This is a genomic window from Flagellimonas chongwuensis, assembly GCF_013376415.1.
In the GTDB taxonomy this organism is placed as follows: Bacteria; Bacteroidota; Bacteroidia; order Flavobacteriales; family Flavobacteriaceae; genus Flagellimonas; species Flagellimonas chongwuensis.
This window is the reverse complement of the sequence record NZ_WYET01000001.1, coordinates 108,137-123,402: the sequence shown is the minus strand read 5'-3', so window position 1 is coordinate 123,402 and position 15,266 is coordinate 108,137. Positions and strand designations below refer to the sequence as shown.

The following is a 15,266-nucleotide window of genomic DNA, read 5'->3' as shown; positions in this document are numbered from 1 at the left end:
GTTACATTTTAGTTGTTCAACATCTATTAAAACCCACCCATTGTGGAATATTCCGCTTTTACAATGGACATGCTTTCTTCTTTCAGTTCGGTACATACCATACTGAAGTTGTCCTTTTTCTTCTTGGCAGACTCAAACTGCATTTCCATGAACATGGTGTTCTCGCCAATGGGCAATACACTGCTCGGTAGGCCTTCGGTGTTGGCTATGCCGCCCAAGTATCCCACAGGGGCCTCATTGGTGACCCACACTTTTGAAATGCCATCTTTGCTTGTAATTTGATAACCTTCGCAATGGTAGCCCAGAATGGTCTTGCCCGCAATGGGGACGACTTTGATAGCTTCCTTTGAATTATTGCCCTTTTCTTCCATTTTTTTGGTCAACTTTTCAATGGTTTTTTTTCCAGCGGGCATCTTCATGGCCATTTTTTGCGCACCATCGTCAGTAAACATCACCATGGCTTGGTTTTCCATGTCCATAACAGTGATGCTGTTTGTTTTGCCATCGTTGTACCTATTGCCAAAATAGCGTTGGCCCGGTTCCATCCAATAGTGTATATAGCTCTCATCTTTTTGGGTGGTAATCTTCATGGTGGCCCTATATGAGAATTCATAAACATCAGGAACCCCTTTTAGATTGCTACCCCCGAACAGACCTGCCATCTTTTTCTGCATGGCAGCTTCCTTGGCCTGGTTCTGTTGTTTTGTGGAGTCAAGGTTCTTTTCGGTTTCCCCGATATTCTTTGGGTCACTCTTTTTCTTCTTTTTTCCTTTACCTCCCTTGGTTATGGAATCTATGGCATTATCGGTTCCTTTTGACACTTCTTCGTCCGTACGGTTCAAGATGGTCCGTTCAACGGCGTTTTCTGCTTTTTTCTTTAATTTTTTCAAAAATTGGGCTTCTGCGGAGTATGATATGGCTAGAAAGCACATAAGCATAATAACTACTTTTCTTTTCATGACGATTGTGTTTTGTTTATGTTTAATTGAGATAATGAAAAAGGGTAGGGGGAGTATTTGCCTTTCTCGTTATTTTTTTAATCTCTTGGTTTCTTCCTTCTTGATTTCCAAAGTTTGGACCACCTTGTTTTCCAATAAAATGTTCAACTGGTATTTCCCGCTTTTTAAGTGGTCGATACTCATATATATTTTATCGTGTCCCGTACCTTTTTTCATACTGTTCGGAAGAGGTGTAAAACCTGCTAGTTGAAACTTATGATAAAGGTATCTTGGAGGGGAAAGAGTGGATGGAAGATATGTTTCCAATGATGGAAGATATGTTTCCGACTGTAAAAAAACCTTGTTTTATACCTGTTTGGAGAGATATTCGTTAGGGGTGCAACCCACAATTTCCTTGAAGACCTTGTTGAAATAGGAGGGAGTGTTAAATCCAACTTGGTATGCAATTTCAGAGATAGTAGCGTCGGAATGGCAAAGTAGTTCCTTGGCCAGATTGATGCGCTGTGTGCGCACGAACTCCGTTGTGGACATTCCAGTGACCGCATGTAATTTTTTGTGCAATTGGGAACGGCTCATGAGCATAAGCTTGGCAAATTTCTCACTTGTAAACTCTGTGGAGGTAATGTGTTTGTCCAATACCCTCTGCAACCGTTGTAAAAATTCTTGCTCCGTTTTTGTGGGGACGAGCCCTGGGTCGACCTTAAATGTTTTGGAGTAATGTTCTTGTAGACGACTTCGATTTTCCAAGAGTTTTTCTACCCTTACTTTTAATATTTGTGGGCTGAACGGTTTGGTTACATAGGCATCGGCACCTGTTTCCAATCCTGATAATTGACTTTCTTGATCGGCCTTGGCAGTGAGCAATATAATAGGGATATGGCTGGAGGTTTCGTTCTCCTTAATGGTATGGCAAAGCTCAATCCCACTACAAATGGGCATCATAATATCGCTTATGATCAAATCGGGAAGTTCTTCTTGGACCACTTCTATACCTTTCTTTCCGTTTGGGGCCTTGAGGATGATATATTCATGTTTAAAAATGGAAACCACATAGGAAAGGATGTCGTTGTCGTCCTCCACAATGAGTAAGGTCGGCTTTTTACTTTTGCCCGATATTGTCCCTTCTGTAGGAATCAATTTGCCATAGGAGGAAGGTTCCGGGGTGCTTTGGGGTATCTTTACAGGTTGGCCTATAGGCAAGGTGAGCGTGAACTGGATTTTGCCCTCTCCAATATTGTGCGCGATAATGCTTCCTTTTGATAAGGATACAAGTTCCCGTACAAGAGCCAGTCCTACGCCAACACCTTCGGATTTTTCACTATTTTGATGAAAACGTTTAAACAGTTTGCTTAGGTCCTCTATTTTTAATCCATCGGTGGAATTTAGAATGGAAAACACAAGGTTTTGCTGTTCTTCTTCGGCAGTTACCATTATGGTACTGTTCTTAGGGGCGTACTTTATGGCATTGGACAACAGGTTGGAAATAATTTTTTCCACAACGTCCGCATCAAACCATGCGTTGCCCAGTTTTTTAATGTTGTGCTGTATATCCATGCTTTTGTCCTTGGCAACATAAGAAAATGCCTCGATCAATTGGATCAACAATCCTTTTAGGTCGCCTTTGGCAACATTGGGCTTGAATTGACCGGAATCTATCATGGATAAATCCAACATTTGATTTACAAGGCCCAAAAGTCTTTGGGTGTTGTTTTTGATAAGGGATAGTTCCTTTTTATCGTCATTGGAAAGTCCTGCTCTGTCCAATTGATGCTCTATTGGTCCCGAAATAAGGGTGAGCGGGGTCCGTATTTCGTGGGAAATATCCGTGTAGAGTTTGGTTTTTAGCTCGTCGAGCTTTTGAAACTTGTTTTTTTCGATTTCCACAAGGTAAAATTTGTGTCCTAGACCCATGGAAAACACAAGTAGCTCTAAAAATACCCCCAATTGTGAAATATTGAAACTGTAGAACCCAAATACGTTGTTTGCTTCGACTCCAGCAGATAAATCGTTCTGAGACCCATAGTACACCCCCAGAACGGTAAAACCCACAAGGAAAAAATTTCCCAACAAAATATAATATCTCAGGGGTGATTTTACCACAATAAATGCCCGGACGACCGCATAAATGGAGTAAACATGTAGGGGGAGCAATATAATGTTCAAATGATGTTTTACCAAGGTCAAGTTTTGGGTGATGACCAGGTACAGAAAAGAGAGTACTGAGAATAGAAGTGTTATTGCTGCGAAAAGCTTTATTTCTTTAGAAAACTTGGCATTATGTTTTTTTATTTCAGCAAATGAATCAACAAATAATATGAAGAGTCCAGTGACCAAAAAAAGAAGAGGGGTCAAAAAATAATGATAGGAATCAAGATCTTTAAAAAACAAGCCTAACTGGAGCTCAAGATCTACCCGCATAAAAAAATAGGCGGAAAAGATTAAAATGTAACTGCCGTACAATATATAATCCCTTTTTCTTAACCTTAAGAAAATTAAAACCATAAATATGCCGATGGCCGTAAAAGCCCCTTGAAAGGTAAAGGTGGTAAATACCGCAGCAGCCATATTTGTAAAATGCCAAGGCTGATTTATTTCAAAACCATAGGTAGCCGGAACATCGCCCCAAATGCCGTCATAATTGCTGGAGAGTACCTGAAAGGTATACTCGCCGGGAGACAAATTTGTATATCGGGCCGTATTGTTGTTGCCTGCATTGATCCAATTTTCATCATTGCCTATTAATCTGTATTTATATTGATTTAGGCTGGGTTGAGAGAATTGCAAGGATGAGAACGCGAATGTAATGGTGTTCTGGGTATGCTTTAAAGGAACGTTTTCCGAAAGATTCCGGGTATCGTTAAAAACCTTTACATTGGTGATCACGGTTTTGGGTTTGAAGGGATTGGTCTGCAATTGTTCCGGCCGAAACCAATTGAGACCTTCCAAACCACCAAAGTAAAGCGTTCCATCTTCATCTTTGAAATAGGCCCCGGTATTGAATTCGTAGGATTGTAGACCGTCGTAGTTTCCATAATTTTCCACGGCATGTTTCCCATTATGATATGAGAACCTGGAGATACCTCGATTGGAGCTCAACCAAAGGTTCCCTTGTTCGTCAGGTAGGATGCCATAGACAACATTGTTGGGCAATCCAGTTTTAACCGTAAAATGTAGAATCTCTCCTGTGGATGGTTCATAGGACTTCAGTCCATTTCCATTTGTACCTATCCAAAGTCTATCATTTTTATGGAGCAAGGATTTTATATCATCGGCGATTGAGTCAATTTTTACTATCCTTCGGGTATCCATGTTAAGGGAAAAGAGGCCGCTCTGTTCAGTCCCCACCCAAAAAATATTGTCTTTGAAATGTTCAATGGTTCTAATATTGTCCGTGGTCAAATTGGAGTTTTCTGAATTGAATTGGGCTACAATACCATTTTTCTTATCGAATAAGATGAGCCCCTTGTTTCTTGTGCACAGCCATAGTTGATTATTGGAAGCTCCATAAATCTTCCAAATCGTATGGTTTCGTAATTCTTCAATGGTTTCAATTTGATCGTTGCCCAACATTTTTTGAAGACCATGCTCTTGATGTCCGATCCATAAGGTATTGCCATCGTGATATAGGGACATGATCCTGTCCCCGATCAAATTGGATTCCCCGATTTTGATGGTGAAGGCCTGCTGGGTATCCAAATTAATTTTGGTCAACCCTTTGCCCGAGGTTCCCAGCCAAAGGCTTCGGCCATCCTTGGCAATGGCCCTTATGACATCCACATGGGCCTCTTTGGGCACATTTTTGTTGGTGAGAATATTGAACTTGGCCAAGTACTCATCATAATAGCTGACCCCGGCTCCGTCCGTACCTAGCCAAATAGTTCCTGTGAAATCCTCGAATAGAAATAAAATGTCATCATAATGAATGGCATCGGGGTTGTTTCTATCGGCCAAAAAATGCCTAAAGCTCTTGGTGGAGAAATCAATGATGTACAAACCTTGTCCGTACGTTGCAACCCATAACCGGCCATATTTGTCCAACAAAAGGTCTTGTATGACCAAATCCGTTGGGAATCTTTTATTTCCAAACCCCTTGAATTGAGCAAAGGTTTCTGATGATGCCGATTTTATAAAAAGTCCTTTTTGATAAGAGCCCGCATACATATTTTCTCCATTTGCGGTAAAAGCACTAAAATTTGTGCCAGATGATCGGTAGATAGTGTCCAAGGCCTGTTTATCATTGATCAACTTATAGATTCCTCCCGATGCCGCTATCCAAAGATGGTCGCCCCATTCGATTAAATCGTATATCTCCAGTGACTTATCTTGACCGCCCAGGACCTGGATAGTGTCCTTCTCATTGGCTTTGATTCGAAAGAGCCCCTTTTTATAAGTGCCAACATAGATGTTCCTTCGCGAATCTTCGTACACAACACTGGCACTATCTATGGACTTTATTCTTTGAAATTCCCCCTTTTTTCTATCATAGAGTTTTAAGGTCCCGGGATTGGTAATGACCCATAATGTGTTATCGGAGTCAATGAATACCTTGCCAAGTTTACTGTAAGTGGGTCTGGTAACATCTTCAAACTGTTCTTTATAGATGTTAAATTCTCTTCCATCGTATTTGTTCAACCCATCCTGTGTGGCAAACCAAAGATATCCGGTGGTGTCTTGAGCGATGCCCACTACACTGTTCTGGGAAAGGCCGTCATTGACTGTAAGGTTGTTAAACGAAAATCGATTGTGAGCTTTGGGTGAACCTTGAGCTTGACCCAATGAAGACTTTCCAAGGCACAATAATAGGACCAGTATGGTGCACGGGTATAAAAAGACAAGGCCGTTATGGCTACTTTTTTTTTGCAATACCGTTAATGGTTGAGGTTTGTTTTTACAAGATAACCCTTTTCTTGATTCTCAAGCCCATTTTAGCTCTAACATGCTCGTTTTGATAAATCTAGAGTAGGTAAGTGGCCTATTCATATTGTAAAGGCGTAAATATTTAATTTTTATAAGTCGTTATCTACTAATCAAGGGGTGTAGTAGAATAGAATCATCTCAATGGTTAAATAATCCCAAGTAAATTTTAGGACAGTATTATCTTATTTTCAACATGCATATCATATTAATCAGTTTTATTTAAGATGATTATTTTGCAATTGTTTAGGTATATTTGAAATGATGAGAGACAAATCGGTCGCAATAGTTCACAAATCGTCAACATTTTGAAATTAAACAGTGGAAACCCTAATAGAACAGGGGGTCCGAAAGAAAAGTTCTATTCTTGCCGAGGCTACTTTTTGACTTCAAAAATCCTGAATTGTTGTCCCATCAAACAGAAAATGGCCTTTCCGTTTTAATCTTCATCGGTTCGTTGGTAATGGGATGGGCAAACGCTATTTTTTGGGCATGCAGACAAAGTCGTTCCAATGGAGTACCATATAAATTATCTCCTACAATTGGTGCATATAGGCCCAATTTATGGGCGCAATGTACCCGTAATTGATGTGAACGCCCCGTAATCGGTTTCAATTGGATCAAAGTCCGAGTTGTTGTTTTTTCTATTACCTCATAATGTGTGATTGCAGGCTTGCCATAATCAAAATCTACCATTTGCATGGGCCTGTTATTGATGTCCAAGACAAGAGGCAGTTCTATAACCCCTTTGGTTTCTTCAATGGGCTTTTCAAGAATCGCCAAATAAGTTTTACGAACGGTACGCTCCAAAAATTGTTGTTGTAGGCGTTTGTGCGCTTCTTTATTGAGGGCAACAAGCATTATTCCAGAAGTATCTTGATCCAGTCGATGTACAATTATTGGTCCAGTAGCCTTGGGATATTGTTGTAGGATGCGGGTTTGAACAGAATCTTTTATGTGTCTTCCTGGAACTGACAACAATCCGGCAGGTTTATTTACAATTAATAGATGCTCATCCTCGAACAATGTTTCCAGTAGCTTATCAGCTCCAAAATTCTCTAGCAAGGGATTAGGTTTTACAGGGATTCCTTTAAGCATGTGTGCTAAAATGGGCTGGCATTTTCCTTTGCAGGCAGGATAGAATTTGCCATGTTCCCTAATTTGTGAATTGGGTGATTTTCCCCACCAAAATTCAGCCAAGCCCACAGGTTTCAAACCGTGCATAAACGCATATTGGAAAAGTTTGGGGGCGGCGCATTCTCCTGCTCCACCGGGAGGAACTTCTATTCCAAATTCAGTAAAAACTGTCTTTAAGTCTTTTCCTTCTTGCTGGCTGTTCAAAAAAACGAACGATCTAAAAATGGCCTCCAACAGTTCATTGGACTTGTTTTTTTGAAGTGTCTTCAGCGCGTCCAATTGTTCTTCAAATGCCCTGGTTTCTGCAATCGCTTTTTCCAACCGTAAATTTTCCGAGCGGGTAAAGCGTCTTAGGTTCATTCCGTCCCGAGTACCTTGCTCGGTTAAATCGGCCAGTAGTTCTTCACGTTTTTTCTGTGGAAGGTGAGCGGCCTCCTTTCTAAGTTGGTTACGTTCGGATTTGGCCTTTTTTGCGCGTTTTTTTGCTTCCAGTATATTTTCCTTGGTCTCTTCGGTGATTCGTTTTAATTGCTCTTTGGATTGGATGAAAGCCTTACTTTCTTCAAACTGTTTTATTTCTTTACCTATGGCGTTGATGGTGGCCATTTCTTGAAAATCTTCTCCTTTTGGCAATGGATGAACAGGAGGCACAAAAGCTAGCGTTTCCAGCTCAGGCTGCAACTCGCCCGAATAAGCACTAAGATAACCAAGTTTACTGTCCTTGGTTTGCACTACAAGAACACCGAGCATGCGACCCTTTGGTTGATTAACCAAGCCGGGCAACTCTCTTCCCAATCTATTTTGAAGGTCCTCCGCCGCTTGTTGGGCTATGGCAATAGGGGTATAGAAATGAGGATATTCGAATGAATCAGGTATCTTGTCCTGATCATTTGTTTTTAAATAAACTATTTTGTATTCCTTTAAAGGTGAGTTGGTTGCCAATAATTTTTTATTATCTAAGTTTGATTGTCAGTCCATTCAAAACTTGATTATCCTTGCAAATTTACAGTTCTTCTGTAGATTCAACTGTTCAAGGATTTAAAAGTGAAGGTTCACTTTTGACCAGATTACTTTTTCTCTTCAAATGTGGTTCTATAATTCTTATAATTCAATAAAAATTAATGAATAAATATTGACGCTTGTTCATTTATTCCAATAGTCCAAAATTGGAAAGCGCAAGTAATAAATTTTGATGTTATTTGAATATATTTACTAGAAAAGACAATATTCCAAAAGTTGCTTTACTTCTGGAAATCATTGTTAAACGTATTTGCTATGAAGCGTTTTACCCTTACACTATTTTATTGTTTAATGGCATTGCCATGTATCGTTAAAGCTCAAAAATTGGAGCCTAATGATATAACAGTACTCATCAAAAAGTATAAAAATGATATCCGGGGTCCGTACAAGGACATCCGTTGGTTCTGCACAGATGGAAGTATCCGAGCTCCCAAAGATCCATGTCCCGATAACATTGGCCCTGGCGTACAACATGCCCGTTATAAGGATGAAGTGGTAGCCTTGGGCAAAACCAACCATATATTCCTCGGTCAAATCTTGGCATACACCGAGTTGGAACCTTTTTGGGACGCTCAGAACAATCATTCCCGGCTCAAGCAATACCAACTCGATAAATATTTAAAGAGCGTGGATAATGGTTGGATCAATCAAAAAGGCCAGTTCTATCGAGGTGCAATACAGTCCGAGGACGAACAAGCTTGGGGAATCGAATTTTATAAATGGCTTTTGGCCAAGGATGAGGTGTTGAGAGATGAATACTTTTTGGTGCGTCAATCCTTAAAGGATATTCCACATAACGGGGACGACAACGTTGCTCAAAAAATGAGGAGCGAATCAAAAGTGATATCCGACTTGTACCTTCCTTTTATGGACCTAAGGACCAAAATCCACAGTCAGCCAGAAGAATCTGATATCCAGAAAGTAATTAAGTTCAAACAGGCGCAGGCTTCAAAATTGACAGCGGACATCGCTCAAAAGCTCGATGGACTGGTTGCCACCATGAAAGAATTTCATAAGCCCGTCGATATTTCAAGATTGCCCAAAATAGCACCTTTGGCCATAGGAACACCGCTTGGTAATTCCATCAGTAGTTTTGCGGCAAGTGCGTCAAGTTTAAATTCACCAAAGCAGTTGGTTGAACAAGCGTCTCAGCTTTTGTACGATATACGTGAAGGGCTCATCGAGGAAGAAAGACCACTCGCAAGACTTCAACTGCTGGATGTTTCTTTGAAATTGGAAGAGATTGTATTCAAAAGTTCACCGGAATATCAGCCTGAAAATTTGAAAGAGCTATTGCATAAAATATGCTACTTGGGAATGGCGGTTACGGGATCGGGCTACCTAGAACAATGGGAATGGAGCCAATTGGCAAGCGAACTCACCAAATACGATATGCAAGAACGCTCCCTAGGAGAACTTACCGAAGTTTTGAACAGGGCAAGAGCCGCTGTGGAATGGAGCGCCGCTATGACAAAGGCGAACTATGAAGCCACCGTTAAGCAATATGTAGCTTTTGAACCCCTCGCAGCCGGATTTATAGATGACAAAATCCGTGGTTCGGTCTCGCTTCATTTAGGGCAGAGCGTTGGCGAATTGGGCAATTTAATATCAAAGGAATCGCAATTGGCGAACAAAGTGATGGATGTGCAGAACCAAAGCACTATTCGTGGACTTAACCCGGGTTATGCTTTTGGGGAACTTGTGGTCGTGGGAGGCAGTTCTGACGATATTGAGGTTTCTTCCGATAAAATCTATGTGTTCCAGCGTCCACCCTCAGATTTAAAACCCGTGGCGGGCATTGCCACGGTGGCCGAGGGCAACATGGTCTCGCACGTACAATTATTGGCGCGAAACCTTGGGATTCCGAATGCGGCCCTATCCGATGAAAATTTACAGGCCTTAAAAAAATATGACGGTACCAGGGTTTTCTATGCCGTATCCAATAAAGGGAACGTCATCATTAAGCCTGAGAACCAAATGTCGCAAGAAGAGCTGGCTCTTTTTGAGATTAAGGAAAGAAGGGAAGAACGTATAGAGGTGCCTGTAGGACAAATCCGTTTGGACGAGAATAATGTGCTTAACATGCGAACCGTTGATGCCGATGATTCCGGAAAATTGTGCGGGCCCAAAGCGGCCAACCTTGGACAGCTCAAAAAAATGTTTCCCGATAAGGTTGTTGAGGGATTGGTGATTCCCTTTGGGATTTTTAGAACCCATATGGACCAAAAAATGTCCGGCCAAGAGGGTTCGTATTGGGAATTTTTGACCGATATGTTCCAAGAGGCGAACCGTATGTTGGATTCGGGAATTTCTGAAAATGAAGTAGAAAATTATCAGTTGAGACAATTGGAGACCCTGCGCTCGGCCATAAAAAAAATGGAGTTGCTCGACAGTTTTGTAGATCAATTGGAAAATGGGTTCAAAGAGGTATTGGGAGGTGACCTTGGTAAAGTTCCTGTATTTCTACGTAGCGATACCAACATGGAAGATCTTAAGGAATTTACAGGTGCAGGTCTTAACCTTACCATTTTCAATTCGGTGGACAAAACCAAAATTTTGGAGGGTATAAAAGATGTTTGGGCATCGCCCTACACGGAAAGGAGTTTTAAATGGCGCCAAAAATATTTGTTGAATCCCGAAAATGTGTACCCTTCCATTTTGGTAATCCCGAGCGTAGACGTAGATTATTCGGGCGTTTTGATTACCAAGGGAATAAGTTCAGGAACGGATAAAGACCTTACCGTAGCTTTCAGCAGAGGAGCCGGTGGCGCTGTGGATGGTCAGTCGGCAGAGCAATATCTTATCAAGGACAGTGGAGCCTATACCTTGTTGGCACCGGCAAGGGAACCTTTTTACAACGTACTTCCTGTAACGGGCGGTACCGAAAAGAAGAGTGCAACCTTTCAAGAACGAGTGCTCAAGGAAAGGAACATCAAAGAAATCCGAGATTTGGCACGTACCATTCGGGAACGTGTTCCCAAAGAAACCAACTCGGATTACGAGGGTGCTTATGATGTGGAGCTTGGTTTTAAGGACAACAAATTATGGTTGTTCCAGATTCGTCCGTTCGTTGAGAACAAGAAGGCTTTGGGGTCAACGTATTTGGAATCCATCACTCCAAAGATTGACCTTGAAAAACGTATTTCACTTTCTAAAAAATTGTAAATGAAAAAGATAGTTGTTATAGTATTTTTAGGTTTGATAGGACTCGGATTCAGCGAGTTTGTGGAATATCCTATCGATGGATACGAGCGTACTGGAATCAAACGCCTCAAAAGACTTCAAATGGTCAAAAACGGTGAGTTGAAGGAATCTTCTCCATTGCCCGAGGGTGCCATGAAATCTTGGGAGGACATCAAGCTCAATCTCTTATCCAGAAAGGAAGATAGCGTTGGAAGTTTTTTTGAAGTGGACGAATCATTTCAGAAAGATATAGGTGCCCTGTTCCGAGGTCTCGACAAAAGCTATTCTTTGGCCATTTTGGATATTTCCGACCCCGATAGCGTCCGATATGCCGAACGTAACAAAACATTGGGTTATCAGCCTGGGAGCGTGGGCAAATTGGCCGTACTTACTGCACTTTTTGAACAGTTGGCCAAAATCTATCCCGATTCTTTTGAACTGCGTACACAATTACTAAAAGATAAAGTGGTGAAAGCCGGGGTTTGGGGGCTTACCGATGAACACACCGTTCCCGTTTTTAATGTGGAAAAAAATACATTGGTAAAACGCCAAGTCGTTGCCAGTGATGTATTCAGTCTGTATGAATGGGCCGACCATATGCTCTCCGTGAGCAACAATGGGGCAGCCAGTATTGTATGGCGGGAAGCATTGTTGATGGCCGCCTTCGGCAAAAAATATCCTGAGCTCACGGATGAAGAGGCGATGGCTTATTTTAAGGAAACTCCTAAGAAAGAACTGACTGACTTGGCCAACGATGTGGTAAATCTACCGCTTCGGGATTTGGGAATAACTTCCGATGAATGGCGCTTGGGCAGCTTTTTCACCTCAGGAGCCAATACCTACGTAGGAGATAAAGGCGGAAGTATCGGCACTCCTTATGGTTTGATGAAGTTTTTGGTACAGTTGGAGCAAGGTAAGGTGGTAGATGAGGAAAGTAGCCTTGAAATGAAGCGGTTAATGTACATGACGGATAGACGAATACGGTATGCGCAGTCACCAGCTTTAAAAGAAGCAGCGGTCTATTTTAAATCGGGAAGTCTATATAAATGCGATAGGAGCAAGGGCGAGGAATGCGGAAAATATATGGGGAATGTTCAGAACTTTATGAATTCTGTAATTATAGTGGAACACCCCGATAATTGTAGATATATGGTGGTATTAATGACCAATGTACTCCGAAAAAATTCGGCATCCGATCATATGTATTTGGCATCCGCCATTGATAAGATTGTTAGGAAAGGTTGATTTCCTTGAGGGCATTTTGAGCAAAATCCTTAATTTTTGGGTTGTCATCGGTAGCCAAGTTCTCCAATAGTGGAACAAAACGATTGTCCTGTTGTTTGCCCATCAGATAGATTACGGCCAATTTTAATCTTACATCAGGGATTTGCAATAGCTGCTCAAAACATTCGATTTCGCTGGGGATGGTGTGTTTGATTTTTTGTATTGCCTCTTCAGACGAAAAATCCATAGTGGCCTCCTCTATTATGGGCAATAACCTTTGTTTAAGGTTCCCGGTAAGCAGATTGTCCAAAAATTCTATCGCTTTGATTCGCGATTCTTCCTTGGGACTCAAAAGGCCCAAATAGGCATTATGAACATCTTCCTGCACATATTTAAGCCCAAGTAATTTGAATATGCGTTCCAGCCCTGAATCAAGTCTACGTTCCAATAGCTCCAATAAGGATGCCCTCGCATCTTTTTCTTCCATATTGATGAGTCCTCCGGATTTTTTTCGATTTCTGTACGAAATAATGATCTGCGTGTGCATTGCCGATAACGTTTGGTGGTACAGCGTACATTCTTCAAAAATCTTAGCAACTATCTTGAATCGGTTGAAACGAAGCGTAGGGCGCTCTTTTCTGATATCGCTCAGTGCTCGTACCACGGACAATCGTACACTTAGGTCCACATCATCAAAAAGTTGGAATAATGAATGTACAGCCTCCTTGGACATAAAGGTTTTTATGACCAATGGTACAAGTCTGCAAACGTCGAGGTTTACTGAACGGTTCTTTACATTTGAAACTAAGATAGGAAGGATGCCTGGACCGTAATTGTGAAAGGCCTCTATGACAAACGGACGCATGTTTTTATGAGTGAGCAATTGCAGTAATTTGTTAATGAACAATGGCCGCATGCTCAATCCGGCCGCTTTAATTGCGGCCTCCCTAAAATGATTATCCATACTATCGAGATAATCTGTTATCACCGGATAGAATTGAGGATAACCCGAAGCGCCAATGGTCTTTAATACGAGTGGATTTAGTGCGATGTCTTTTTGGGACAATCGTTTTTCCAATCTGGCTGAAAGTTCATATTTGTTTTTTAGGGTCTGGTTGCCCGTACTTTCCAAGGCCAAACAATACAGTGCGGTATCTTTTATTAATTGGCTGTCCGCTTCTAGAAATTTGTCGAAAATGTATTCTTCATTTTGTTCGGCGTGCAATAACAAGTATTCAAAGGTTGCCAAGGTCAATTCTTCATCATTATGCTCTAATAGTTCGTTGATGTTGGTAATCATGCTGGAGCTGTTCAAAAAATACAGATTCCGCATGGCGGCTGCTTTTACCTTAAGTGAGGGATGGTCAAGCAATCTGATAACATCATCTGTAAATCTCTTGTCATTGATTTCCATCAATTTGTTGAGCATAAAAAGAATTTGTTCGTCGGTACCGCTGTAAAAAACGTTTTTCATTCCTTCCACAGCGGAAATCGGCTTCACTTTTGCATTGGATGATGCTGAGGCACTTGGCGAAACATTTTCAAGGTTCTTTTTAAAAGTGGCATAATATTCCTTGCGTAACACACCGATAAAAAATATCCATACGAGCACTAAAACTATGATCAATAGGGTAATGCTAGTGGTTCCGAGGTCTAGGGCGCTCACGAAAAAAATGAGCAATAGACCGGCAATTCCAGTGGCTATGCTGTCAACAACCACATCTATAAAAGATTTGGTACGGTTTTTTAGTTCAAAAGGTAAAGGGAGCACCAATAATTCGGATGCACTTTTGTTTATGGATTGTTTTAAAATTCCATCCATGGCCTTGATGACGACGATTGCGGACAGTTCGGGCAATATCAAAAAAAAGATAGAGCCGAAAAGAATGCCTAAAGGTAGGAGCAACAACGAAAATCCAACGCCCCAGATTCCTACAATGCGATGCGTAATAAATAATTGAATTCCCAATGACAGTAGGTTGAACGTGGAAAACCAAAAGGCCAAAAAGGAAGTAAGTTCCTCAGGATCTTCAAAGGATTTTGCGGCAAAATCACTGAACTGATAGTCCACCAACTTGGCCACCAACACGCCTATGGCCACCGAGAGTGCCATGTAGGTTAAATGGCGTGATTTTTTGATCAGTTTGTACGGATGGCCATCTGTAATAGAGATTCGCTTCTTTTTTTTGAAATCATCTAGCTTATTTACCCGAAGTTTCCAGATTACCCGTAAAACGGGAAAACAACCCATAAGCATGATTGCGGCGATGAGAATCATGGCATCGTTCCCTACAAAAGGTGCCAAAATGGAGGTAATGTAGCCTCCAAATATACCGCCCAATATGGCTCCAGAACCTATAAATCCAAACAGCCTTTTGGCATCCCTTACATTATACACTAGATTGGCCAATACCCAAAATTGGGATGCGGAAAGCACGGCATATATAGCCGACCAGATATAAAAAAAGAACAACAAATAGGGATTCATTAGTCCCATTTTTAAAAGAATGGCCAATGCCACAAGTACACTTATGGAAGTGAGCAATGTGGTTTTTATAATGTGGTTTAGCTCAAATTTGGTCAGCACCCGTGTATAGAAAAAAGAACTTAGGACCGCGGTGAAAGCGACCAGAATATAGGCCACGGATAATTTTTCCGCACCAAGTTCTGAAAGAAAAAGCGCATTGATTGTCGGTTTTATAATCAGTAATACGGAAATGATCAGAAAGATGTAGCAAAACATAAAAAGGGAGATTTTGAATTCTCCCTTTCGTATGTCAAAAAACTTCTTTGTTAGCTCAAATATCATTGGCGATGTGACTTTCCAAT

Annotated in this window: 7 protein-coding genes; 2 read left to right on the top strand and 5 right to left on the bottom strand. The window is 41.2% G+C overall.

What is annotated here, in order from left to right:
* Window positions 1-26: 26 nt before the first annotated feature.
* The 4 genes from GUA46_RS00505 to GUA46_RS00490 form a co-directional block, all read right to left on the bottom strand.
* Window positions 27-959, bottom strand: coding sequence for a DUF4412 domain-containing protein (locus tag GUA46_RS00505; RefSeq protein WP_176618860.1), 933 nt, complete (start codon window positions 957-959; stop codon window positions 27-29).
* A 69-nt stretch (window positions 960-1,028) separates the two neighbouring features.
* Window positions 1,029-1,265 carry a hypothetical protein gene (locus GUA46_RS00500; protein WP_176618791.1) on the bottom strand — a complete coding sequence of 79 codons (237 nt, stop codon included), beginning with the start codon at window positions 1,263-1,265 and terminating at the stop codon, window positions 1,029-1,031.
* Between the two features lie 39 nt (window positions 1,266-1,304).
* Window positions 1,305-5,822, bottom strand: coding sequence for a two-component regulator propeller domain-containing protein (locus GUA46_RS00495; protein ID WP_176618859.1), 4,518 nt, complete (start codon window positions 5,820-5,822; stop codon window positions 1,305-1,307).
* A gap of 465 nt (window positions 5,823-6,287) precedes the next feature.
* Window positions 6,288-7,952, bottom strand: coding sequence for an RluA family pseudouridine synthase (locus GUA46_RS00490; protein ID WP_176618858.1), 1,665 nt, complete (start codon window positions 7,950-7,952; stop codon window positions 6,288-6,290).
* A gap of 333 nt (window positions 7,953-8,285) precedes the next feature.
* On the opposite strand from GUA46_RS00490, the gene GUA46_RS00485 reads away from it, so the two are divergent.
* Window positions 8,286-11,195, top strand: a complete 2,910-nt coding sequence (locus tag GUA46_RS00485) for a PEP/pyruvate-binding domain-containing protein (RefSeq protein WP_176618857.1) — start codon at window positions 8,286-8,288, stop codon at window positions 11,193-11,195.
* Window positions 11,196-12,458 carry a serine hydrolase gene (locus tag GUA46_RS00480; protein ID WP_176618856.1) on the top strand — a complete coding sequence of 421 codons (1,263 nt, stop codon included), beginning with the start codon at window positions 11,196-11,198 and terminating at the stop codon, window positions 12,456-12,458. It begins immediately after the preceding gene.
* Here the strand turns inward: GUA46_RS00480 and GUA46_RS00475 are convergent.
* The gene (locus tag GUA46_RS00475) at window positions 12,445-15,180 is read right to left on the bottom strand and encodes an Npt1/Npt2 family nucleotide transporter (RefSeq protein ID WP_176618855.1); all 2,736 of its coding nucleotides are present in this window, start codon (window positions 15,178-15,180) and stop codon (window positions 12,445-12,447) included. The genes GUA46_RS00480 and GUA46_RS00475 overlap by 14 nt on opposite strands.
* Between the last annotated feature and the right edge of the window lie 86 nt (window positions 15,181-15,266).